20 protein-coding genes and 2 pseudogenes are annotated in these 23,283 nt (G+C 72.2%); 13 read left to right on the top strand and 9 right to left on the bottom strand.

Going from position 1 to position 23,283, the window contains the following annotated elements:
• Nucleotides 1–4: 4 nt before the first annotated feature.
• A complete protein-coding gene (locus IH26_RS0146580) occupies nucleotides 5–325 on the bottom strand; it encodes a YciI family protein (protein WP_030442745.1) in 321 nt (106 codons plus the stop codon).
• 103 nt (nucleotides 326–428) lie between these two features.
• Between IH26_RS0146580 and IH26_RS0146585 the strand changes: the two genes are divergently transcribed.
• Entirely contained in the window at nucleotides 429–1,064 is a 636-nt protein-coding gene (locus tag IH26_RS0146585; RefSeq protein ID WP_030442746.1) for a DUF998 domain-containing protein, read from the top strand.
• A gap of 12 nt (nucleotides 1,065–1,076) precedes the next feature.
• Here IH26_RS0146585 and IH26_RS54865 read toward each other — a convergent pair whose 3' ends face one another.
• Nucleotides 1,077–3,632 (bottom strand): putative bifunctional diguanylate cyclase/phosphodiesterase, encoded by a 2,556-nt coding sequence (locus tag IH26_RS54865; RefSeq protein ID WP_051809780.1) that lies wholly within the window; start codon nucleotides 3,630–3,632, stop codon nucleotides 1,077–1,079.
• Between the two features lie 152 nt (nucleotides 3,633–3,784).
• Here IH26_RS54865 and IH26_RS0146595 point away from each other — a divergent pair, with 152 nt between their 5' ends.
• The 4 genes from IH26_RS0146595 to IH26_RS0146610 all read left to right on the top strand — a co-directional run bounded on the left by IH26_RS0146595 (nucleotide 3,785) and on the right by IH26_RS0146610 (nucleotide 8,134).
• On the top strand, nucleotides 3,785–3,982 hold the full coding sequence (locus IH26_RS0146595) for a hypothetical protein (RefSeq protein ID WP_030442748.1): 198 nt from the start codon (nucleotides 3,785–3,787) through the stop codon (nucleotides 3,980–3,982).
• Nucleotides 3,983–4,120: 138 nt separating this feature from the next.
• Nucleotides 4,121–5,371: a dipeptidase gene (locus tag IH26_RS0146600; protein WP_245665993.1), complete on the top strand. Its 1,251-nt coding sequence runs from the start codon at nucleotides 4,121–4,123 to the stop codon at nucleotides 5,369–5,371.
• Nucleotides 5,372–5,630: 259 nt separating this feature from the next.
• A complete protein-coding gene (locus IH26_RS0146605; protein ID WP_030442750.1) occupies nucleotides 5,631–5,900 on the top strand; it encodes a hypothetical protein in 270 nt (89 codons plus the stop codon).
• 47 nt (nucleotides 5,901–5,947) lie between these two features.
• Complete coding sequence (locus IH26_RS0146610) at nucleotides 5,948–8,134, top strand: M6 family metallopeptidase (RefSeq protein ID WP_245665994.1); 2,187 nt, start codon at nucleotides 5,948–5,950, stop codon at nucleotides 8,132–8,134.
• Here IH26_RS0146610 and IH26_RS0146615 read toward each other — a convergent pair.
• The gene (locus tag IH26_RS0146615; protein ID WP_030442752.1) at nucleotides 8,118–8,927 is read right to left on the bottom strand and encodes a cyclase family protein; all 810 of its coding nucleotides are present in this window, start codon (nucleotides 8,925–8,927) and stop codon (nucleotides 8,118–8,120) included. The genes IH26_RS0146610 and IH26_RS0146615 overlap by 17 nt on opposite strands.
• A 96-nt stretch (nucleotides 8,928–9,023) precedes the next feature.
• Here IH26_RS0146615 and IH26_RS0146620 point away from each other — a divergent pair, with 96 nt between their 5' ends.
• Both IH26_RS0146620 and IH26_RS0146625 read left to right on the top strand, forming a co-directional pair.
• Nucleotides 9,024–9,641 (top strand): MerR family transcriptional regulator, encoded by a 618-nt coding sequence (locus IH26_RS0146620; RefSeq protein ID WP_030442753.1) that lies wholly within the window; start codon nucleotides 9,024–9,026, stop codon nucleotides 9,639–9,641.
• Complete coding sequence (locus IH26_RS0146625; protein ID WP_030442754.1) at nucleotides 9,638–12,025, top strand: VIT domain-containing protein; 2,388 nt, start codon at nucleotides 9,638–9,640, stop codon at nucleotides 12,023–12,025. Before IH26_RS0146620 ends, IH26_RS0146625 begins: the two co-directional genes overlap by 4 nt.
• A gap of 56 nt (nucleotides 12,026–12,081) precedes the next feature.
• Here IH26_RS0146625 and IH26_RS0146630 read toward each other — a convergent pair whose 3' ends face one another.
• Entirely contained in the window at nucleotides 12,082–13,818 is a 1,737-nt protein-coding gene (locus IH26_RS0146630) for an alpha/beta fold hydrolase (protein ID WP_030442755.1), read from the bottom strand.
• 303 nt (nucleotides 13,819–14,121) lie between these two features.
• Here IH26_RS0146630 and IH26_RS64145 point away from each other — a divergent pair, with 303 nt between their 5' ends.
• Nucleotides 14,122–15,027, top strand: a complete 906-nt coding sequence (locus tag IH26_RS64145) for a ricin-type beta-trefoil lectin domain protein (protein WP_030442756.1) — start codon at nucleotides 14,122–14,124, stop codon at nucleotides 15,025–15,027.
• On the opposite strand, the gene IH26_RS0146640 is transcribed toward IH26_RS64145, so the two are convergent.
• Nucleotides 15,028–16,698 carry an FAD-binding dehydrogenase gene (locus tag IH26_RS0146640; RefSeq protein ID WP_030442757.1) on the bottom strand — a complete coding sequence of 557 codons (1,671 nt, stop codon included), beginning with the start codon at nucleotides 16,696–16,698 and terminating at the stop codon, nucleotides 15,028–15,030.
• Nucleotides 16,699–16,747: 49 nt separating this feature from the next.
• On the opposite strand from IH26_RS0146640, the gene IH26_RS0146645 reads away from it, so the two are divergent.
• Nucleotides 16,748–17,344 carry a TetR/AcrR family transcriptional regulator gene (locus IH26_RS0146645; protein WP_030442758.1) on the top strand — a complete coding sequence of 199 codons (597 nt, stop codon included), beginning with the start codon at nucleotides 16,748–16,750 and terminating at the stop codon, nucleotides 17,342–17,344.
• Nucleotides 17,345–17,367: 23 nt separating this feature from the next.
• Here IH26_RS0146645 and IH26_RS0146650 read toward each other — a convergent pair whose 3' ends face one another.
• Entirely contained in the window at nucleotides 17,368–17,835 is a 468-nt protein-coding gene (locus tag IH26_RS0146650; RefSeq protein WP_030442759.1) for a MarR family winged helix-turn-helix transcriptional regulator, read from the bottom strand.
• 78 nt (nucleotides 17,836–17,913) lie between these two features.
• On the opposite strand from IH26_RS0146650, the gene IH26_RS0146655 reads away from it, so the two are divergent.
• Nucleotides 17,914–18,813 (top strand): quinone oxidoreductase family protein, encoded by a 900-nt coding sequence (locus IH26_RS0146655; RefSeq protein ID WP_030442760.1) that lies wholly within the window; start codon nucleotides 17,914–17,916, stop codon nucleotides 18,811–18,813.
• A gap of 6 nt (nucleotides 18,814–18,819) precedes the next feature.
• Here the strand turns inward: IH26_RS0146655 and IH26_RS0146660 are convergent, their stop codons facing one another.
• Nucleotides 18,820–19,995, bottom strand: coding sequence for an alginate lyase family protein (locus tag IH26_RS0146660; RefSeq protein WP_030442761.1), 1,176 nt, complete (start codon nucleotides 19,993–19,995; stop codon nucleotides 18,820–18,822).
• 178 nt (nucleotides 19,996–20,173) lie between these two features.
• Between IH26_RS0146660 and IH26_RS54870 the strand changes: the two are divergent.
• The 3 genes and pseudogenes from IH26_RS54870 to IH26_RS0146675 all read left to right on the top strand — a co-directional run bounded on the left by IH26_RS54870 (nucleotide 20,174) and on the right by IH26_RS0146675 (nucleotide 21,950).
• Nucleotides 20,174–20,544 (top strand): annotated as a pseudogene (locus IH26_RS54870) (VOC family protein).
• A 205-nt stretch (nucleotides 20,545–20,749) separates the two neighbouring features.
• Nucleotides 20,750–21,277, top strand: a complete 528-nt coding sequence (locus IH26_RS0146670; protein ID WP_245665995.1) for a TetR/AcrR family transcriptional regulator — start codon at nucleotides 20,750–20,752, stop codon at nucleotides 21,275–21,277.
• Nucleotide 21,278: 1 nt separating this feature from the next.
• Entirely contained in the window at nucleotides 21,279–21,950 is a 672-nt protein-coding gene (locus tag IH26_RS0146675; RefSeq protein WP_245665996.1) for a lysophospholipid acyltransferase family protein, read from the top strand.
• Here the strand turns inward: IH26_RS0146675 and IH26_RS0146680 are convergent.
• Nucleotides 21,947–22,870 (bottom strand): DUF4037 domain-containing protein, encoded by a 924-nt coding sequence (locus IH26_RS0146680; RefSeq protein WP_030442764.1) that lies wholly within the window; start codon nucleotides 22,868–22,870, stop codon nucleotides 21,947–21,949. The genes IH26_RS0146675 and IH26_RS0146680 overlap by 4 nt on opposite strands.
• A 115-nt stretch (nucleotides 22,871–22,985) precedes the next feature.
• A pseudogene (locus tag IH26_RS0146685) lies at nucleotides 22,986–23,283 on the bottom strand (hypothetical protein); the annotation flags it as partial.

Consider the following 23,283-nt stretch of genomic DNA (forward strand, 5'->3'; position numbering starts at 1 on the left):
CCGATCAGCCGAAGACCTGCTGGATGGTGCTCTCGCCGTCGCCGACGATCTTGCGGAAGCGGCGGGCCAGCTCGATCGCCTCCTCCTTGGTGCCGACCTCGATCAGCGCGAAGCCGGCCGCGGCCTCCTTCGCCTCGGCGAACGGGCCGTCGGTCACGGTGATCTCGTCGCCGTGCGAGGAGACCAGGAGGCCGCCGGGCTCGAGGCCGCCGGTGGCGAGCAGGACGCCGGCCGCGGTGAGCTCCTCGACGAACGCGCCCATCTCGGCGAACAGCTTCTCGTCCGGCTGGGTGTCGGCCGGCTTCTGGATCATCAGGAATCGCATGGTGAGCTGCCTTTCTCCGGGTAGCGGACACCCCTTCGTCGGTCCGGCCAAGTGACAGGGAACGGTAGCATTCCCTGTCACATGACCGGGCCGACGAAGGGGCATGACTACCTTCGCGATCACCACCGCCCCCGTCCGCACTCGCACCCTCCTCCTGGCCGGCGCCGTCGCCGCGCCGCTGTGGGCGACCGTCTCGCTCGCCCAGGCCGCCACCCGCGCGGGCTTCGACCTCACCCGTCATCCGCTGAGCCTGCTGAGCACCGGCTCGCTGGGCTGGCTGCAGATCGCCAACTTCCTGGTCGCCGGGGTGTTGATGGCGGCCGGCGCGATCGGCCTCCGCCGCACTCTCGCGAGCGTCTGGGCGCCCCGGCTGCTGACGGTCAGCGGCCTCGGGATGGTCGCGGCCGGGGTGTTCACGATGGACCCGGGCGACGGTTTTCCGGCCGGCACCCCGGCCGGGCCGGGGACGCTGAGCTGGCACAGCTATGCGCACTTCGCCAGCGGTACGGTCACCTTCGGCACGCTGATCGCGGGCTGTTACGTGCTGGCCCGCTACTTCGCCCGCACCGGGGACCGGCGCCGGGCCCTGGGGTCGGCGCTCGCGGGCACGGCGCTGCTGCTCGGCGACGGCTGGGCGATGTCCGGCGGCCGGGCGGGCTCGCTGACCCTCGCGATCGGCGCGATCTGGGCGATGCTGTGGGTCTCCGCGGTGTGCGCCACGCGCCGGCGGTGGTTCTAGGCGGCGATGGTTCTAGGCGGCGATGGCGAACGGCAGGCCGCGCTCCAGCAGGGCCGTGGCGTCGGGCGCCGGCAGCGGGCGGGAGAGCAGAAAGCCCTGGGCGAAGTCGCAGCCCATCTCGCGCAGGATCGACAGCTGGGTCTCGTTCTCGATGCCCTCGGCGACCGTGCGCATGCCGAACCGCTGGCCCAGCCGGACGATCGTGCGCACCAGGGCCTCGTCCTCGGACTCGCCGCCCAGCCGGTCCACGAAGGAGCGGTCGATCTTGAGCACGTCCATCGGGAAGCGGCGCAGGTACGCCAGCGACGAATAGCCGGTGCCGAAGTCGTCCATCGCCAGCTGCACGCCGAGCGCCTTGAGGCTGACGATCCGCTCGAGGTTGTCGTCGGTGTCGGTGAGCAGCACGCTCTCGGTCATCTCCAGCACCAGCCGGCCCGGCGGCATGCCGGTCTCGGCGAGCACGGCAGCGACCATCCCGGCGACGTCGCCCGCCTCGAACTGGCGGACCGAGAGATTGACGGCCATCTTCAGCGGACGGCCCCACGCGACCGACTGCCGGCAGGCCTCGGCGAGCACCCAGCGGCCGAGCGGCACGATCAGGCCGGTCGCCTCGGCGACACCGATGAACTCCAGCGGCGGCACCATCCCGCGGGTCGGGTGCAGCCAGCGGACCAGCGCCTCGAAGCCGACGATCTCGCCGGTCCGCAGGTCCACCTTGGGCTGGTAGTGCAGCACCAGCTCGTCGCGTTCGAGCGCGAGCCGCAGGTCGGTGGCGAGCTCCAGGCGGCGCACCACCGCGTCGTGCATCTTCGCCTCGTACGCGGCATAACCGTTGCCGCCGGCGTCCTTCGCCCGGTACATCGCCAGATCCGCGTCGCGCATCAACCGCTCGATATCTCCGGCGCCGGCCGCCTCGTCCGCGGCGATCCCGATCGAGGCGCTCACGTGCAGCTCGCGATCGTCCACCCCGATCGGCTCGGCCAGCGCCGCGATGATCTCCATGGCGATCAGCTCGGCCTCGTCGCGGGCGTTCTCCGCCTCCACGATCACCGCGAACTCGTCGCCGCCCAGCCGGGCCACCACCCGGGGTGCGGGCAGCAGCCGGCGCAGCCGCTCGGCCACGTGCACGAGCAGGTGGTCGCCGGCGTCGTGCCCCAGGCTGTCGTTGATCTCCTTGAAGCCGTCCAGGTCGAGGAAGAGGATCGCCACCCGGTCCGGGGAGTTGCGCCCGACCGCGTCGGCCAGCTGCTCCCGGAAGCCGGCGCGGCTGGCCAGCCCGGTCAGCGCGTCGTGATAGGCCTCGCGGCGCAGGCTCGCCTGCAACTCCTGCGCCTCGTTGATGTCCCGCGTGTTGAAGACCAGGCCATTGACGTACGGGTCGTCCAGCAGGTTCGTGATGGTCATCTCGGCGAGCCGGGCCTGCCCGTCCGCGTGGTACAGCATGATCTCGAAGACGGTCGTGGCGCCCGGGGTGTCCTTGACCTCGTCGATGGCCGCCGCGACCCGGCCGCCGACCTTGCGCCCGGCCAGCTCGCAGAACCGCCGCCCGACCAGCACCTCGGCGGGGTAGCCGAAGATCCGCTCGACCGACTCGGACTGGTAGCGCACGGTCGAGTCGGCCTCGAGGATCGCCATCGAGTCGGTGCTCTGCTCGACCAGGGCACGGAAGCGCTGCTCCCGGGCTTGCAGGTCGCCGGTGCGGGCGCCGACGCGGTCCTCCAGGTCGCGGGTGAGCCGCCGGGTCTCCAGCATGAGCAGCGCCTGCCGGAAGATGATCAGCCCGACGCAGATGGAGCGGGTCCAGGTGCCGACGGCGCTGGGCGTGCCGCCGAGCGCCAGCCGAACAAAACCGACAACAAGACCGATAACCACGATGATGTACGGCAGGACGTCGGAGCGCTCGCCGTGGGTGGGTTGCGGCTCGGCGCGCACCGGCTCCCGCGCGGCGGCGAGGCCGAGGAGCGCGAACCCGGCCAGCCAGCCGGCGGCCGCCATCCGGTGGTGTCCGGCGAAGGCGCATCCGCTCGCCACGGCGAGGGTGGCCAGCCCGCCGCCGGCGATCGTCAGGGCGCGGACGTCCGGCACACCCCGCCGCAGCCGGGAGATGCCGACGAGGGCGACGTTGGCGAGCGCGATGTCGGCGATCGCATACGTGGACCAGACCGGCCCGGTGTGCAGCCGGGGGTCGAGCAGCAGGTGATAGCTGAGCGCCACCAGGGCGGACGTGATCAGCAGCGCGTCGACGACTCCCCGGATCTTCTCGAGACCGGTCCGCGGCGGCATCGGCACCAGGAACATCCCGACGGCCACCAGCGGAATCATCACCAGATAGCCCGGTGTGTGGTCGGCGGCGGTGCCACCGGCCAGGGCCCCGAGCCCGAAGGCGGCCCAAACGACCCGCATCCGGCCACGCCGCCGCCCTGCCCGAACCAGGCAGGCCACGGTCGCACACAGGGCAACCACGGTGGTGACGACAGCGGTGACCTCGGGGCCGGCAGCAGTCGCCAGCACGACGGCAAGGGCGAACGCCACCGGGACGGCAACGGAGAGAGGACGCCTGAGGGTCATCCGTTCCCTCCCCGATGCGGTGTGCGGCACGTGCCACTGACAAGCCGTCGGCTGGAGAATCGGATCGCCCCTCGAACACTTGAGAAGTTCTGCACCGGTCTTGGCACCCGGCGCGGGGGCACGAGCGGCGCGGGCGAGGACGGGTGGAAGGCATGCGGGGCGTGCCGGACGCCGGGCGCCGCCCCGCATGGGGTCACTTCTTCTTCTTGTTCTTCTTGTCTTTCTTCGACTTCTTCGACTTCTTCGCCATGGTGGGCCTCCCTCCGACGCTGTCGGCCTCCCGGCCGGCCTTGCGCGACAACGGATTCCGCAACGCGCGGGCCGCCGAGCCGGCGGCGGCCGTGGGTTAACACTACGGAAATGCCAGCTGTCTTGTATGCGTCCCAAGATGAACAAACGCTGAGATGATCAGGGTCAAACCCGGTTGAGCACCCCGCAAAGGGACGCAAGAAAGCCAGCGCACTCGCGGGGCCGGTAATGGGCAGGGCATGCCGCTCGGGGCGGGCGCCGATCGCGCGAACCAGTTGCGCGACACCACGCGGCGGAGTAGCCAGGTCGTCATGATGCCGATCATCGACGGGCACAACGACCTCCCCATGCAACTGCGCGCCCGCTACGGCTACCGGGTCGAGGGCCTCACCCGCTCCCGCCCCGGCCTGCAGACCGACATCCCCCGGCTGCGCGCGGGCCGGGTCGGCGGCCAGTTCTGGTCGGTCTACGTCCCCTCCGACCTGCCCGAGCCCGAGGCCGTGGTGGCGACGATGGAGCAGATCGACGCCGTGTACCGGATGGCCGCCGCCTACCCCGGCGACCTCGCGATCGCCTGCAGCGCGGACGACGTCGAGCGCGTCATCGGCGAGGGCCGGATCGCCTCGCTGATCGGCATCGAGGGCGGCCACAGCATCGCGACCTCGCTGGGCGTGTTGCGTGCCTTCGCCCGTCTCGGCGTCCGCTACCTGACCCTGACGCACAACCACAACACCTCCTGGGCCGACTCCGCGGCCGCCGAGCCCGCCGTCGACGGCCTCAACGACGACGGACGCGCCGTGGTCCGCGAGATGCAGCGGATCGGCATGCTCGTCGACCTCTCCCATGTAGCTCCCATCACCATGCACGCAGCTCTGGACACGGCCTTCGCTCCCGTCCTCTTCAGTCACTCCGGCACCCGCGCCCTCCACGACCACCGCCGCAACGTCCCGGACGACGTCCTGACCCGCCTCCGGGACAACGGCGGTGTCCTTCACCTCACCTTCGTCTCCCCCTTCGTCTCCGCCGAGTTCGGCGCCTGGCAGGACGCCGCCGAGGCCGAGTGGGCCCGGCTCGGCCTGCCCGACCCGTACCCGCCCTTCCCCCGCGCCCCGCGCCCGGCCGAGGACCCGGCCGCCGTCCCGCCGCGCGTGGGCGTCGACGTGGCGGCCGAGGCGGCCTTCCGCCCGTGGCTCGCGGCCAACCCCCGGCCGGTCGTGACCATCGCCCAGGTCGCCGACCACGTCGAGCACGCCCGGGAGGTGGCCGGCGTGGACCACGTCGGCCTCGGCGGCGACTTCGACGGCACGACCGATCTGCCGGAGGGGTTGTCCGACGTGTCGGGATACCCCCGGCTGCTGGCCGAGCTCTCGTCCCGCGGCTGGTCCGGCGCCGACCTGGACAAGCTGTCCGGCCGCAACGTCCTTCGCGTGCTGCGTGATAGCGAGCGTCTTGCTCAGGAGCCACTGTGGCCCCGCACCCCCGCTCGCTGACCGCACGAGCGTCTTCCCGGGGTGCCCCAGGGACGCCGCCTCCGTAAGGTTTGCCGCGTTCCCGAGGTGCCGCCGACGTTACGCCGGGCGGCGCCGGCGCCGATACCGACCAAAGTCGACGGTTCGACAGACCGAAGTCCGCCGCCGTCGACCTCCGGCCGACGCGGCGCCCCGGCGCGTCCCGGAACGCTGAGCGGCATGATTCGACGCCTCCGCCCCGCCCTTGTTTGGCGCCTGATGGCACCGGGTACGCTCCGGCATGCCCATCGGAGCTCAGCCGCCCGGCCGCCGCGGGACGGTCGACGAGCCGTACAGCGCGCTGAACCTGCGGCTGGTCCTGGCCGCGTTCGGCTTCGTGGTCTGCACCCTGCTGGCGATCTGGCTCTTCCACATGGGCTGGGCCGTGCCCGGCTGGCTGCTGCTCGCCTGGGCCGCCGTGGCGGTGGTCGACATGGTGATCGTGCAGCTGCGCCGGCGGGCCCGGCGCCGCGCCGAGGGCGGCGACAGTCACCACTCCCTCTTCGAATAGCGCGTGTTGCCTTTCCCCTGGTAAAACGGCGGGTAGCGTCCTTTTTCATGGATCGCGTCCGCTTCGCAGCTTTTGCGGTGATCGCTCTGGTGCCGCCGCTTATGTCAGTTCCGGCCTCGGCCGCCCCCGGCACCGACTCCGCGCGGCCGGGCGCGGCCTCCGACATACGCGAGCTCGATCGCACGCATTTCACCCTCGGCGGCAAGGCGCTGCCCGACCATCCGCGCTACCACCCGCACCGGCAGCCCGAGACGCGTGCCGCGGTCGCCACCCCGCCGGTGGGCACCCAGCGCAAGTGGCTCGGTCTCGACGACACCACGGGCAGGTACTACCCGAAGACGTACGAACTGCGCGCGGTCGGCAAGCACATCGAGGTGTGGGTCGCCGACGACCTGGCCTTTCCCAAGAACGACTGCCGGAAGGACGCCCTCGACGTCACCGACCCCGAGATCGCCGAGCTGATCAAGGACTTCGACGAGACCATCTACCCGAAGGAGACGGCGACCTTCAGCACCCCGCCGAACCGGGACGGGACCAACGCGGGGATGGCCGGCGACTTCACCGGCGACGGCGACAAGACGGTCACCCTGGTCGACAACATCCGCGACGACAACTACTTCACCTTCCCCAAGACCGAGACGTACGTGGCCGGGTTCTTCTCGCCGCAGCTCAACGAGCTCTTCGATCGCAATGTCATGACCATCGACGCGTACGATTGGAAGCACCGCCTCGGCGCCGACCCGGCCGACGACCCGACCGGCCAGCTGTGCACCAGCCGGCCGGCCCGGCCGCGGATGTACGAGGGGACGTTCGCGCACGAGTGGCAGCACCTGCTGGAGTACTACGCCGATCCGGCCGAGGTGTCCTGGGTCAACGAGGGGCTGTCCGATTTCGCGCAGACGCTCGTCGGCTACGTCGACGGCCGGGCGACCGTCTACGACCGCGGCAACGACGGCCACCTGATCTGTTACCAGGGCTTCGGCATTGTCAAGACGAAGTACAACGCCAATCCGCGCCACTGCGGCGGCCCGCAGAACTCACTGACCCTGTGGAACGAGGGCGCGCCGAGCGAGGTGCTCGCCGACTACGGCAACGCGTACGAGTTCATGATCTACCTCAGCGACCGCTTCGGCCTCGGCACGATCTCCATGCTGCACCGCGACGGCCTGCGGCAGGGGCTGGCCGGGGTGCAGGCCGCGCTGCCGGCCGGGACGAACCTCTACGACGTGCTGCACGACTACCAGACGATGACCCTGGTCGACAAGATCGTCGGACAGCGCGGCGGCCGGATGCTCGGCGTGCCGATCGATCGGGTCACCGCGCCGGGCCTGCGCTCGACGATCAACCTCACCAACGAGGACGACTACGACTGGCCGGGCGCCGCCCCGAACGGCGCCGACTACGTGCCGCTGCCCACGCCGGTGACCTCGGTCGAGTTCACCGGGTCCAGGACGCTGCCGCCGCTGGCGATGGGCTGGAGCGTCGCCGACGGGACGCTCTTCTCCGGCAACGCCGACGACCTCGACTCGCAGGCCGTCCTCCCGGTCACCGTGCCGGCCGCCGCATCGGCGACCCTGCGCCTGGAGACGTCCTACGCGATCGAGGACGCCTACGACTTCGGGTACGTGATGATCTCCACCGACGGCGGCAAGTCCTACACCACGGTCACCGGCGACCGCACCACGGCGGGCCCGCTCGGCCCCGGGCTGACCGGGACCAGCGGCACGGGGACGGGCGGGACGGTGGTCACGGCCGGCTACGACCTCAAGGCGTACGCCGGGAAGAAGGTCCTTCTGGGTCTGCGCTACGTCACCGACGGCGCGGTCAGTCGCGGCGGCTGGCGGATCGGCAGGATCACTCTCGGGAACCAGGTCGTGAGCGACGGCACCAGCCTCGAGGGCTGGCGGTCGCCCACGATGATCGTCCCGACCCCGGTGCACGCCTGGCACGTGTCGCTGGTCGGCATCGGCGGCAAGCGGGCGCGGCTGGTGCCGGTGAAGCAGTTCGCCCAGCTCAAGGGATATCCCACGGTGGTCGCGATCGTCGCCTACGACGAGCCGACCGAGCAGTACTCCCAGTACGCCCCCTATCGCCTGGTGGTCAACGGCGTGCTTCAGCCCGGCGGTGGCACCGACCCGAAATCGGCCGGTGCCACCAATCCGGTCAGTGACAGCCAACCGGCCAGGGACCCCCGGCCGGCCAGTTCCACCAAACCGGTCAGCCCGGCGGGATGATGCCGTAGATCAGGGCCGTCGAGCCGGCGCCGTTCTTGTTGATGTGGCCGCCGCAGAGGATGTGCGCCCCGGTCGGTGGCAGCGCGGCCAGGTTGGCCAACACCTCGAGGCTGATCCGGTGCCGCTGGTAGACCAGCAGCGAGACGGCGTAGGTGGTGTCGGTGCCGACGTCGGGGCTGAACGTGTCGGTGCCGGTGCCGCCGCGTCGGCCCAGCCGGCCGGTGTCGACCAGCCACCGCACCGTGTCCAGCGCGAAGCCGGGCTGGTGCATCGCCCCGTCGGCGTCGAAGTTGAAGTAGGCGTTGGTGCCCCACCTGGCGTCCCAGCCGGTCCAGATGATCACCATGGATTCGTCGGGGATGCGGCCGTGGCGGCGCTCCCAGGCCTTGATGTCGGCGATGGTGACCTCGTAGTCGGCGTTCTTGGCGCTCTGCTCCCGGACGTCGATCTTCACGGCCGGCAGGAAGAGATCCTCGAGGTCGAGCTCGTCGGCGAGCGGCTGGCCCGCGTTGAAGTGGCCCGGCGCGCCCCAGTGCGTGCCGGTGTGCTCGCCCTCGCGGACGAACTGCAGGAAGTAGCCGTCGTGCTCGATGGTGGCGATGGTCTCCAACTCGAACGGCGGGTCGCCCGGGAAGACGTTGGTCGTGGCGGGGTCGTTGAGGTGGGAGAGGTTGACCAGCCGCAACCGGTCGAGCCGGACGTCGTCGCGCCCGCCCGCCTCGGCCGCCTGCCCGGTCATCATCGCCCCCGCCAGCCCGGCCGCGGCCGCGCCCATGATCTCGCGTCGTCGCATGCCATTGTCCTTATCGGCTCGTGGGCACCCTCGTCAATGCACCATTTCCCGGAGCCACCTTGACACTGTCACGATGACAGTGTCAAACTCGTCGGCATGTGGACGTTGGACGAGTTGGTCGAGCGAGTGCGCGAGGCCCTGGCGGCGGAATATCCCGGCGCCCCCAACGGCCGTGTCCGCGATGTCCCCGACCGCCGCGCCATCCGGTGGTATACGACGATCGGCCTGGTCGACCGCCCGCTCGGCATGCGCGGGCGCACCGCGCTCTACGGCCCCCGCCACCTGCAGCAGCTGGTGGCGATCAAGCGCTGGCAGGCCGAGGGCCGCAGCCTCTCCCAGATCCAGGCCGACTTCGTCTTCCTCACCCCGAGAGACCTGACCGAGGCCTCCCGCGTCCCCGAGCACCTGCTGGCCGACGACGCGCCCGCGAGCGTCCCCGATGTGGTGCACCGGCCACGTTTCTGGGCCGACCGGCCGGCAACTCAGACAGACAGACCGGCAACGCAGACCGACGTACGGGTTGCCGACCTGCCGGCAGTGGAGAGCCGGCCGGTCGAGACCGCGCCCGTGCACGGCGTCACGCTCGGCGGCGGCGCCATCCTGCTCCTCCCCCGCCCCGTCACCGACAAAGACCGCGCCGACATCGCCGCAGCCGCCGCACCGCTGATGAGCCTGCTCGAGACCCGTGGACTGATCGATGGGAGTACGTCATGACCTTCACCGTCACGCCGATGAGCCCGGGTGAGCTCGGCCGCGTCCGCGTCCTGCCCGACGCCGGCTTCGGCAACTTGCGGACCGACCGGGGCAACCTGCCGCTCGACCGGCTCGACGTCCGCGCCAAGATCAGTGGCCTGGTGGCCCGCACCGTCGTGGTCACCGAGTTCCTCAACGTGCACGATGACGCGCTCGAGGCCACGTACGTCTTCCCGCTGCCCGACCGGGCCGCCGTCACCGCGATGACGATGACCGCGGACGGCCGCACCGTCGAGGCGGAGCTGCAGGAGCGCGGCGCCGCCCGGGAGGCGTACGACCGGGCGATCGCGGCCGGTCAGCGCGCCTCGATCGCCGAGGAGGAGCGGCCCGACGTGTTCACCATGCGGGTCGGCAACATCCTGCCCGGCGAGCGCGTGGTGATCGAGCTGAGCCTGGTCGGCCCGCTCCCGTTCGAGGACGGCGCGGCCACCTTCCGCTTCCCGCTGGTCGTCGCGCCCCGCTACGTTCCCGGCCTCCCGCTGCCGGGGCCGTACGTCGGGGACGGCCAGACGCCGGACACCGACGCCGTGCCGGACGCCTCGCGCATCACGCCGCCGGTGCTGCTGCCCGGCTTCCCCAACCCGCTGCGCCTGTCCATCGGCGTCGACATCGATCCGGCCGGGCTCACTCTCGGCGAGGTGCACTCCAGCCTGCACACGGTCACCGACCACGACGGCACGCTGAACATCGCGCCGGGCGAGCGGGCCGACCGCGACTTCATCCTCCGGATCGGGTACGAGGGCGGCGGCCAGGCCGCGATCGCCGTCCCGGACGAGTCCGCCGACGAGCCCGAGGGCGTCTACCAGCTGGTGGTGCTCCCGCCCGACGACACGGCCACCGCCCGGCCCAAGGACGTGGTGCTGCTGCTCGACCGCTCCGGCAGCATGGGCGGCTGGAAGATGGTGGCCGCCCGCCGGGCCGCGGCCCGGGTGATCGACACGCTCACCATCGCCGACCGGTTCGCGGTGCTCACCTTCGACCACGTCGTCGAGCGGCCGGAGGGGCTGGGTGAGGGCCTGGTCGAGGCGACCGACCGCAACCGGTTCCGCGCCGTGGAGCATCTGGCCCGCGCCGACGCCCGGGGCGGCACCGAGCTGCTCGCCCCGCTGACCGCCGGGCTGAGCCTGCTGCGGGCGGTGGAGGGCCGCGACCGGGTGCTGGTGCTGGTCACCGACGGCCAGGTGGGCAACGAGGACCAGATCGTCCACGACGTCACCCCGATGATCGGGCGGACCCGCGTCCACACCATCGGCATCGACCGGGCGGTCAACGCGGGCTTCCTCGGCCGGCTCGCCGCGCTCGGCGCCGGCCGGGCCGAGCTGGTGGAGAGCGAGGACCGGCTGGACGCCGCGATGGAGCAGATCCACCGCCGGATCGGCGCGCCGGTCGTCACCGACCTGACGGTGACCGCGTCCGGCCTGCGCCTGCTCGACGACGAGCGCACCCCGGCCCGGCTGCCCGGCCTCTACCCGGGCGTGCCGCTCGTGGTGGCCGGCCGATTCGCGGGCAAGCCCGGCGGCAGCCTGACCGTCACCGGCCGCACCCGGGACGACCGCGAGTTCCGCACCACGGTGGAGGTGCGCGAGCGCACCGAGCCGGCGATCACGGCCCAGTGGGCGCGGGCGCGGCTGCGTGACCTCGAGGACGCGTATGCGGCCGGCGACCGCGGCTTGGAGAAGCGGATCGTCGCGACCTCGCTGCGGTACGGGGTGCTGTGCCGGTTCACCGCGTTCGTGGCCGTGGACAGCCGGGTGGTCAACGAGGGCGGCGAGACGCGCCGGGTGACTCAGCCGGTCGAGTTGCCGTCCGGGTGGGAGCCCGCGGAGGGCGGCGCGGCCCCGGCCATGATGCGGCTGGCCTCGGCCGCGCCGGTGCCGCCGGCAGCGGCCGCGCCGGGCCGGGCGAGGTTCGCGCCGATGCGGGCCGACGCCGGGGACGCGGGACGCGCCCCTCGCGGGCCGATGCCCTTCGCGGCGGTGACCGGAGCGATGCGGGCCGGCAAGGCGATCGTCGCGGGCGGCGCGGTGCCGACGCTCGACCAGGTGCGCGAGATCGCCGCCGTCGAGGCGGGCCGGCTGCGCGAGGCGGCCGGGCTGCCCGGGTACGAGCGGCGCGACCTGCTCGACGACCTGGCCAGCCGCCTGACCGTCCTGCTCGGCCCGGTGCAGGGCGACGAGTTCGCCCCGCTGCGTGACCTGATCGCGAAGCTCGGCGGCGACGGTTCGCTCGACGAGAAGTGGGCGGCGGCCGTGGCCACGCTGACCGCGTTCGGCGGCGGAGCGACGGCGGCACCAGCGGCATCGGCGGCCGAACAGCCCAGCCGGAAGCAGTTCTGGAAACGCTGAGGACGGCGGATGCCCGCCCCCAGGACCGGGGACGGGCATCCAAGCGGGGAGGGACGTCAGAGCGCCGGCGGCAGCACCTTCGGCGAGCCCGGCGCGGGCAGCCCCTGCGCCGCGATCTCCGGAGCCGTGGCCCTGGCCAGGTCGATCACTCCGGCCGCCTGCGCCGCCGGGGATGCCGGGGAGCTCAGCGGCGTCCGGAATGGCTGGTTGTCGCCGACGCAGACGGTGCCCGCGGCGGGCAATGAGCGGTAGAGGAGGTAACGGTCGGTCGCACCCGTTGCACAGGCCGACGTGCCGTAGGCGGTGTGGCCCCAGTTGTCGCTCGACAGCAGGCGGCCGGTCGGCAGCAGCTTCGACGACGAGACGGCGTCGGCGTAGTTGGTGGCCGGATCCCAGTAGCTTCCGACGAACAGAACGGGGTACCTGGTGTGTCTGGTGAACGGTCCGGTGTAGGCGTCCTCGTCGTGCACCGTCCAGTTGTCCCGGGCGCATTGCACGCTCGCCCAGCCCCAGGCGCGGCCGAAGTAGGTGGCCCGCCTGTCGGCCCGCGCGACGGCCTTCGGCCAGGAGGCGGCGCCGGCCGGGTGGCGGCCGTCGGTGCACATCACCGCGGCGTACGCGTCGAAGCTGTTGTCGTAGGGAAAGGCCCGGCCCTGCCGCAGCCGGCCGATCCGGTCCGGCAGACCGGCCGCGGAGCCCGAGGTGACGTGCTCGTAGAGCTCGGCCGCCAGCTCGGTGACCTCGGCCCCGGCGTTCGGCAGATAGAGGGCGCTCAGCACCATCCCGATGAACGACGCGTAGGTCACCGTCGTCGTGCCCACGGTGATCGGCTGCCGCTGGAGCCGCTCCGAAAGCTCCGCGAAGCGGCGCAGCGGGCTCTCGCTGAACGCGCAGTAGTCCGGGCCGGCCGCGGCGCAGCGGCGCAGGATCTCGGCGAGCGCCTTCCACGCCCCGTCGGCCGACCGGAGGCGGTCGTCCTGGATCTGGCCGGCGGTCGCGGCGCTGCCCACCCACGCCTGTGGGTCGATCACGCCGTCGACGGCGATCGCCCGGAACCGGTCCGGGAACATGTCGGCGTAGTACTGCCCGAGCGCGGTGCCGTAGCTGAAGCCCAGGTAGGTCAGCTGCTTGTCGCCGACCGCCCGGCGCATGACGTCCATGTCGCGGGCCACCTCGGCCGTCGACATGGCGCCGGCCAGTTCCCGCCCGGTGGTCGAGCAGGCGCGCGCCTCCTGGCCGGCCGCCCTCACGTAGGCCTTCTCCTGCGCGGCGCCCCACGGGAAGCCCATGTTCAGCGCCGCCAGCGTGGGCATCTGCCGCGCGGCGCTGCCGAAGCAGTCGACCTGCTGGCTGTATCCGATGCCGCGCGGGTCCATGCCGACGACGTCGAAGCGGTCGAGCAGCGCGTCGCTCAGGAAGTACGGCGCCGACAGCGCCATGGTGACCGCGGAGCCGCCCGGCCCGCCCGGGTTGACGAAGAGGCTGCCGATCCGGTGCTTCTGGTCGCGCGCCTTCACCCGCAGCAGCGCCAGCGAGATCTGCTTGCCGTGCGGCCGGTCGTAGTCGAGCGGCACCTTCGCCGTCGCGCACTCCGCCCAGCCGTAACAGGAGTACCAACCCAGCTTCGGGGTGGGCACCGCATCGACCCGGCGCGCCTCCAACGCGCTGGTCCGGGCGGCGGTGGCGGAAATCGAGACGGCGGCGCGAGCGGGCACGGCGCCGGCCGCCGGCGGAGCGACGAGCAGGGCGAGGCCCGCGGCGCCGGCCGCGAGCAGACGGGAGGGGAGCGGCATGCGTGACCTTCCTGGTAGGCCGGCGCCCGTGTCGCTCCGGATGTACAGAAAGGTAGGTTCGCGGTGGATCCGCTCGGTTCGCCGTCGTGGTGCGGCTGCGTTGCCGCTTCCGTCCGATGTCGCCTATCCGACCGCCTGTCCCGCCACCGGCGCATCGCCGCCGGTCGACGTGTCCACCAACCGCCTCAACGGCCCCAACGGCCGCATCGCGCGGAAAGTCGGAACTTCGGGGGTCAGCGTGTCGCGCCGGGGCCGGGGTAGGTTGGGCGGTCGATCGTGTGGCGGCTCGATTGGTGGCGATGGATGGTGACGGACGACCACGGCGAGGTGCGGGACCCCCTGCTCGTCCGTCCCTACCTGCACAACGACGCCGACGCCGACACTTCCGCCCAGACCTGGCCGGCCGCCACCACCCGCGAGGTCCGCTCGCAGCGCGCTCTCGAGGGCGCGGACGACCCCACCGCGATCATCCCGATCGTGCCGCCGGAGGTGACCCGCCGCCGTGTCCCGCGCCGCCTGGTCCTGGTGCTCGCCGCCTGCGCCGCCGTGCTGCTGGCCGCGACCGCCGCCGGGTTCGCCGCGATGCGCGCCGCCCGCCCGGCGATCTCCGCCCCGCAGCCCGATGCCCCGCTCCCGGCCCTGACCGGCCTGGTCCCCGCCTCCCCCGCCGCTCCGGCCGCCGAGCCGAGCAGCGTCGCGGTCACCCCGACGCACAAGCCGTCGGCCCACCGGTCGTCCTCCGCGCCCGCGACCGGCGCGAAGACCAGCGCGAAGCCGTCCACGCGAGCCGGCGCGAGCGGCCGCAAGACCGGTTCGCCGTCCGCGGACCTGAAGCCGGCCATCGCCCGCACCGGCACGATCCGCGGTCAGAACGGCCTCTGTCTCGACCTCACCGGCGGCGCGGCGGTCGCCTTCAACCAGATCCAGGTCGCCGGCTGCAACGGAGCCGCCGCGCAGACCTGGACCCTCGCCACCGACGGCACGCTGCGCGTCGAGGGCATGTGCGCCCTGATCGTCGGCGACGACACCGTCCACATCAGCACCTGCGACACCCGCACCACCGCCCAGTGGCGCGCCGACGGCCAACTCCTGATCAACGCCGCGAACGGCGAATGCCTCACCGACCCCTCCGCCGGCACCCACCCCGGCACCACGGTCGAGGTCACCCCGTGCGGCGGCGGCGCGAGCCAACGCTGGTCACTACCCTGACTAGAGCGAAGCGACCAGCGCCCGCCCCGCCGCGCGACCGCTGAACAGGCAGCCGCCCAGGAACGTGCCCTCCAGCGCGTTGTACCCGTGCACCCCGCCGCCGCCGAAGCCGGCCACCTCGCCCGCCGCGTACAGACCCGGCAGGACGCTGCCGTCCGGTGCCAGGGCGCGCGACGAAAGGTCCGTCTGGATGCCGCCGAGTGACTTCCGGGTCAAGATGTGCAGCTTGATCCCGATCAGCGGGCCGGCCGCCGGGTCCAGCAGCCGGTGCGGGGCCACCGTCCGCCCCAGCCGATCGCCCCGGTACCGGCGCGAGTTGTGGATCCCCTGGATCTGCGAGTCCTTGCTGAACGGGTTGCGGACCTGCCGGTCCCGGGCCTCGATCTGCTCCCGGATCCGGCCCGCGTCGAGCAGCGGCTGATCGGTCAGCTTGTTCATCCCGGCCACCAACTCGTCCAGGTCGCCCGACACCACGAAATCGGCGCCGTTCCGCTTGAACGCCTCCACCGGCTCGGGCGCCCCCTTGCCGAGGATCCGCGACCGGATGAACGCCCGCCGGTCCTTGGCGGTGATGTCCGGGTTCTGCTCCGACCCCGACAGCGCGAACTCCTTGCGGATGATCTTCTGGGTGAGGATGAACCAGGAGTGGTCGTAGGCGGCGATGTCCGGCGTCGTGCGCAGGTGACGCAGCGTCGAAAGGGTGTCGTAACCGGGCAGGCACGGGTCGGGCAGCCGGCGACCGAGCGCGTCGAACCACATCGACGACGGCGCCGGCAGGATGCGGATGCCGTGCCCGGGCCAGATCGGGTCCCAGTTGCGGATGCCCTCGGTGTAGTGCCACATCCGGTCCCGGTTGACCAGGCGCGCCCCGGCCACGCCGGCGATGTCGAGCATGCGCCCGTCGACATACTCCGGCACCCCGGTGATCATGCTCTGCGGCGGCGAACCCAGCCGGGACGGCCAGAACCGTCGCACCAGGTCATGATTGCCGCCGATACCGCCCGTGGTGACGACGACCGCCTGGGCCGTGAGCTCGAAATCCGCGATCTCGTCGCGATTCGAGGCGACCCCGCGCGCGCCGGCGTCGGGCGCGAGCACCTTTCCCCGTACGCCCGACACCGCTCCCGCCGAAACGACCAGCTCATCCACCCGATGCCGGTGATGGAAGGTGACCAGTCCGGCGTCGGCGGCCCGCTTGACCGACGCGGCGAACGGCGCGACCACGCCGGTGCCGGTGCCCCAGGTGACGTGGAAGCGGGGCACCGAGTTGCCGTGCGAGTCGGCGCGCAGCGAGCCGCGCTCGGCCCAGCCCACGGTCGGCAGCCAGCTCATCCCGAGCGACGCGAGCCAGGAGCGCTTCTCCCCCGCCGCGAACTCGACATACGCCCGGGCCCATCTGACCGCCCACGCGTCCTGATCATCGAGCCGGTCGAACTGCGCGCTGCCCAGCCAGTCCTGCCAGGCCAGGTCGAACGAGTCGCGCACGCCGAGCCGCCGCTGCTCGGGCGTGTCCACCAGGAACAGCCCGCCGAACGACCAGAACGCCTGCCCGCCGAGGTTGGCCGCGCTCTCCTGATCGACCAGGGCGACCCGCTTGCCGGCCGCGGTGAGCTCATGGGTGGCGGCCAGACCGGCGAGGCCGGCGCCGACGACGATCACGTCCGCATTCACGATTCAGAAATGTATCGGATGCAGGAACGTATTGGATAGGGTTCGCCGCATGCGGATCACCAAGCGACGGGCGGAGACCCGGGCCCGGCTGCTCGACGCCGCGTTCCGGGTCTTCGCGGCCAAGGGCTTCGGCCCGGCCCGGATCGACGACGTCTGCGAGGCGGCCGGCTACACGCGCGGCGCGTTCTACTCCAACTTCGGCACGCTCGACGAGCTGTTCTTCGCCCTCTACGACGAACGCGCCGCGATCATCGCCCGCCAGGTGACCGACGCCCTCACAACGGAGGCCACCGCGCCGATCGAGCCCTCGATCCACGCGGTCATCGCCCGCACCGCCGCGACACTGCTGCTCGACCGCGACTGGCTCCTGGTCAAAACCGACTTCCTGCTGTACGCCGCCCGGCACCCCGAGGTGGCGACCCGCCTGGCCGCGCACCGCGCCGACCTGCGCACCGCGATCGAGTCCCGGCTGCGCGCCGTGCAGGGCCGGCTGGCCCTCCCGCCCGGCGTCGCCGACGTGCCGGCGGCCGCCCACGCGGTGGTCGCCGCCTACGACGGAGTGACCGTCCAACTCCTGCTGGACGGCGACCTCCCCGCCGCCCGGGACTGGCTGACCCAGCTGCTGACCGCCCTGCTCGTCCGCTGACCGCCAGCACTCCTCGCGCGGCGTCAATCTGGACGACCAGTCGGTGGCAGGGTGTCGAAAAGGTCCACGCCGTGCGCCGCGGCGTGCGCCACCAGCATGCCGCTGACCAGCCCGGACAGCCTCGCCCGGTCGGCCGCCGGCAGGAACTCGAGCAGCGCCGTCACGTCCGCCTCGAACTGGGCGCCGACCGTGGCCGCCAGTCGCCGGCCCGCGTCGGTGAGGCTCACCAGCACCGAGCGGCGGTCGGCGGCCGACGGGACCCGGGCGACCAACCCTCGCCGCTCGGCGCGGTCGACCAGGCCGGAGACGCTCGACTTGTCCAGCCCCAGCAGCTTGGCCAGCTCCTGCATGGTGGGCCGGCGATCACGGAGCACGCCCAGCAGCCGGGTCTGCACGATCGACACGTCGTGCTCGGCGGCACGGCGCTCGAGCGTGCCCAGGACGAGGAACGACAGCTGAGCGAGGCCGTCGACGGGACTGAGGCTTGGCATGCGGAAGATCCTACTTGTTTTAGTACGTGGCACCAACTACATTGGTTCGTGTCACCAACTAAATGGAGGAATCCGCACATGAAGGCCGCAGTCGTCACCTCGTACGCCGAGCCCCCGCACTACCAGGATTTCGCGGTGCCCCAGCCGCGCGACGGCGAGATCACCCTCGACGTGGTCGCCGTCGGCCTGCACCCCCGCACCCGCAGCGGCGCGGCCGGTCAGCACTACACGAGCAGCGGAAAGCTGCCGATGATCCCGGGCGTCGACGGCGTGGGCCGCCGCGCCGACGGCAGGCTGGTCTACTTCGTCGCCGAGGACGACGTGATCGGCACCATGGCCGAGCGGGTGGCGGTCGACCCGCGCCGCACGATCGAACTGCCCGCGGGCGCCGACCCGGCCCGGATCGCCGCGGCGATGAACCCGGCGATGTCCTCCTGGGTCGCGCTGCGCCGCCGGGTGCCGCTCCGGCCCGGGCAGAGCGTGCTGGTCCTCGGCGCGGCCGGGAACGCCGGGTCGATGGCCATGCGCATCGCCAAGCTGCTGGGCGCCGGCGAGGTGCTCGGCGCCGCACGCCGCCCCGGCGACGGCCTGCTCGCCCTCGACGAGGTGGCCAAGGCCGCCGAGGTCGACCTGGTCCTCGACTACCTGTGGGGCGAGCCGGCCCAGGAGGCGATCGTGGCGATCCTGACCGACCGGGCCGACCGCGGCCGCGAGCTGAACTGGGTGCAGATCGGCTCGGTCGCCGGGCCGACCGTCCAGCTGCCGTCGGCGGCTCTGCGCTCGGCGAATTTCCGGCTGCAGGGCAACGGGCAGGGCGCGGTCTCGGCCCGGGCGTATCTGTCCGAGTTGCCGGCCCTGATCGACGAGATCGGGCGGGGCACGATCGCGATCGCGCCCCGCCCGGTTCCGCTGTCCGACGTCGAGCGGGCGTGGGCCCACCAGGACGCGCCGGGCGAGCGTACGGTCCTGATTCCCTGAGCGGACTCAGGCCGGGTTGTCGGCGTGGGTCAGGGTTTCCCAGGCGGCCATATGGTTGTCCGTCCCCTGCGGCCGGTGCGACTCGGTGTACTGCTGCGAGTTCGCCATGGCGATCCCGAGCCGGTTGTGCAGCGCGTTGAACGCCACCTCGGTGACCGGCCCGAGCCCCTTGTTCACCTTGCCGCCGCAGATGGTCGACGGCACCGCGGCCCCGTTCTCGAACTTCGCGTGGAAGCCGAGCGCCTGCCGCATCCGCTCCTGCAGCGACGGCCACAGGTCGCCGCCCTGGATCCGGGTGGTCTCCGCGACGTGGCTGATCGCCGAGATGCCGTAGCCGGTGTGCCCGAAGTCCCGGCACGTCTCCTGGGCCAGCCCGTCGACGAAGGTGCTCTGCCCGTGCCAGTAGGTGACCAGCTCGCTGGGCGTGTTCACGCTGCCGGTCGGCGGATACTTCGGCTGCGCGCCGTCGGCCGAGAGATAGATGTAGGCCGCCGCCCGCGCCTTGAACTTGGCGATCGCCCGGTCGTAGCTCGCCCGGTCGTCGAGGAACACCGAGATCCCGACGGCGGCCTCCATCATCGACAGCTCCCAGTTGCCGTTGCCGCCGCTCCCGACGATCACCACCGGCAGGTAGACGGTGCGCAGCATGGTCGCGAACCGGGCCTGGTTCGGCCAGCTGGAGTAGGTGTACTTGATGATCTCGGCGGCCCGCGGCCAGACCGACCCGGCCCATCCGGTCTGCAGCGGAGCGTTGCTGTTCGTGTGGTTCTTGATGGTGGCCGACCAGGCGTCCATCAGCGCGATCGACTTCCTCGCGTACGCCGCGTTGCCGCTCAGATACCAGGCCAGCGCGTCGGTGTAGGCGGCGATCGCGTCGCCGCGCTCGTCGGTGCAGCCGTTGTTCGGGTTGGAGTAGGAGCCGCACTCGACCGTCGCCCGCGGCTTGGGGGTGCGCGAGAGCGAGGCGTACGGGCTGGCCAGCATCTGGTTGTACGCGGCCAGCCAGGGCTGGGCCTTGGCGGCGACCCGGCCCTTGACGAAGTCGAGCTGGGTCCGGCTCACCAGGACGCCGGGGTGGTTGAACTTGATCGGCGCGGCATCGGCGGTCACGAGGTGGACACCGAAGGCCGCGACCCCCGCCACGAGGGCGAGGAAGGCCGCCAGAAGGGCGCGTCTGCGCATGGGGATGTCTCCCGGGTGGGGATGGGAAAACCGGAAAGTGGCTTAACAGTTCTCGCCGACAACCACCCGGTCAAGCCATGCTCCATCGACTTAAGTATTTGTAAATATTCCGAACCGATCACAGCGGGCAACACGTCCTAGGAGGCTAGGCATCTTGGCCTGGACGACGATGGTGACCATGCCCATCGGCCGCCTCCACCACGTGATCCTCGACTGCCCCGACCCCGTAGCCCTGGCCGCCTTCTACCGCGACCTGCTGGGCCACCCGATCACCTACACCGACGGGGACTTCGCCGTGGTGGCCCCAACGACCACACCTCCGGCATCGCCTTCCAGCGCTCCCCCGGCCACCGCCCACCCACCTGGCCCGACCCGGCGATCCCCCAGCAGATCCACTTCGACGTCATGGTCGACGACCTCCATACGGCCCACGACCAGGTCCTCGCCCTGGGCGCCACGCCCCTGAGCGGCGACCGCGTCTACGCCGACCCGGCCGGCCACCCCTTCTGCCTGATCCCCCGCCCCGGATGGGCACCCCCGGTCGGCTGACCGGCCCGGATCGCCCGGAGCTCAGCCGCCGTCTCGCCGGGTCGAGCGCGAGTGCCATCCAGCGGCCGCCAAAGGATGCGAGCACGACGAGGATCCGCCCTCAGCTGTCGAGCACCGGTGTCATAGCGCAAGCTTACACAGGACAAGCACGGGCGTCGTAGACAGTGTCTACTCGCTCTGGTAGACAGTGTCTATGCAAAGCGACGTGGAAGCGCGCCTCGTGGCAGCGGGCGTGGAGCTGCTCGCCGAGGCCGGGACGGATGCGCTCTCGCTGCGGGAGATCGCTCGCCGCGCCGGGGTTTCGCACGGGGCGCCGCGCCGCTACTTTCCGACCCATCAGGCGCTGCTCGCCGCCATCGCGCGGGAGGGGTACCGCAAGCTCGGCCGCCTGGTCGCCGAGACGATCGGGGAGGCCGGCGCGGACCCGCGGGAGGCGTTGCTCGCGCTCGGCCGGCGCTATGTCGAGTTCGCGCGTGACGAACCCGGCATGTTCGCCCTCATGTTCCGGCACGACCTGCTGCGCGGGAACAACATCGGACTCCGGGACGAGAGCACGCCTCTCTTCGGCGTACTCGAAAGGCTTTTGCAACCCACGGCCAACGCCGCGGCGCTCTGGGCGGCCCTGCACGGGATCGCGCAGCTCTGGCACTGGGGAACGCTGCAGGTGGTGACCGGTCTGGACACGCCGGAGCCGCTGCTGGTCGCCGCCGTCGACGCGCACCTGGAAGGCTGACGTGCACCTCTCCCCGATGCTCCGGCCGGTCCTGCTGCCGCTGTCCCGGCTCGCCTTCCGGCCCGAGGTGCACGGCGCCGGGAACGTGCCGCGGGTCGGCCCGGTCATCCTCGCCGCCAACCACCTGTCGTTCGTGGACAGCTTCCTCATCCCGCTGGTCACGCCGCGTCGGGTGTCGTTCCTGGCCAAGGAGGAGTACTTCCGCGCGGGCAACCCCAGGCAGTGGGTCACCCGCGCGTTCATCGAGGGCATCGACGCGATCCCGGTGCCCCGCGGCGGCTACCGGGCGGCGCAGGAGTCGCTCGAGGCCGCGCTGCGGGTGCTGGAGGGCGGCGGAGCGTTCGGCATCCACCCGGAGGGCAGCCGCTCGCGGGACGGCCGGTTGTATCGCGGGCGAACCGGCGTGGCCTGGCTCGCGATCGCCTCGGGCGCGCCGGTGGTGCCGGTGGCGCTGCTCGGCACCGACCGGATCCAGCCGGTCGGCGCCCGCCTGCCGAAACCGGGCAAGCTGGTGGTCCGGTTCGGCGAGCCGATGATCTTTCCAAGGCCGGCGGACGGCCGGCTCGCCCCGGCCCGGCGCGCGGCGACCGACCGCATCATGGCCGCGATCGCCGAGCTCTCCGGTCAGGAAGTGGCGCCCGGCTACAACGAGCTCTCCTCGGGCGGAATCTAGAGGCCGAGCATCGGCGCGGCGGCTCGGCGCCGGGCGGTGTCGCCGAGGATGTCGGTGGAGTCGACGGCCTGGTCGATCGTGCCGGGCAGATGCACACCGACCCGGTCGAGGAGGCCACGCAGCACCGGGTCGGCGATCTCCGCGGCCAGCGCGGTCGTGAACCGGTCGGCGAAGAGTACGTGGCTGTCCCTGGTGTAGTACCGGCGCGGCGAAGGGTCCAGCGGCGGGCACAGGCCGAGCTCGTTGGTGGCCGCGGCGAGCAGGCTCCCGGCCGTACCGATCATCGCCTCCCGCTCCCGCCAGGTCTGCGCGCTGAGCGCACCGGCCAGCGGTGGGTTCAGCCGGGCGGCGAGCTTCAGCTCACCGAAACCCTTCCCCAACCATTTGCCGTACGGGGCCCAGCGCCGTTCCGCCAGAAACGCCAGTCGCATCAGTTCCCGGACGAGCCGGGCGGCCAGCACGCGGGAGCCCAGGTCGTCCCCGGTCGAGCCGGCCCGCGCGACGAACGACTCCTCCTGCCGCACCTTGAGCCAGCCGGCCGCGAGCGCGTAGCGCCACACGTCGTCGGGATACCAGGCGAGCGCCGCCCGCCGCCGGGCGAGCTCGCCGTCAGGATCGTGGAAGACCGCGCCGCGGGTCAGGCTCGCCAGGATCTGGGTGGGCGTCAGCAGCCAGTCGGCGACCGTCATCCCGCCGAGCGGGTCGACGCCCAGCCAGGCGGTGAAGAACTCGCCCACCGTCTCCCGGCCGGGGTAGAAGATCTGCACCCGCTCGCCGAAGTCGTGATCGGGCGACACCTCGTCGTCGTACCCCAGCACCTCGGACCCGGGCCCGAGCAGCGCCGCCGCATGCGGCACCCCGGCCAGGCCGGGCGCCACCGACGACAGGTAGTAGCGGCGGGAGATCTCGATGCCGTTCATGGCACCAAGACCTATCAGACCGCACAACGGGTGTGTCTTCGGTTGCGAACCGGAGTGAAGCGTCAGTGATCGCACCCGCATGACCGATCTGTCCGGCCGACGCCCGTCCACGACATCAGGCAGAGGTCCCATGAAGAGCTTCTCGTTCGGAAGGCGCCTCGCGGCGGTCGCGGCCGCCACCTCGCTCGCGCTCCTGGGCCCGGCCACCGCCGCGGGCGCCGAACCCGTCGCCGAGCCGGGTCAGGCCGGGCCGGGTCAGGCCGGGCCAGGTCAGGCCGGGCCAGGTCAGGCCGGGCCAGGTCAGGCCGGGCCAGGTCAGGCCGGGCCGGGTCAGGCCGGGCCAGGTCAGGCCGGGCCGGGTCAGGCCGGGCCAGGTCAGGCCGGGCCGGGTCAGGCCGGGCCAGGTCAGGCCG

Origin of the sequence: Actinoplanes subtropicus (assembly GCF_000721705.1) — a bacterium.
GTDB classification, from domain to species: Bacteria; Actinomycetota; Actinomycetes; order Mycobacteriales; family Micromonosporaceae; genus Actinoplanes; species Actinoplanes subtropicus.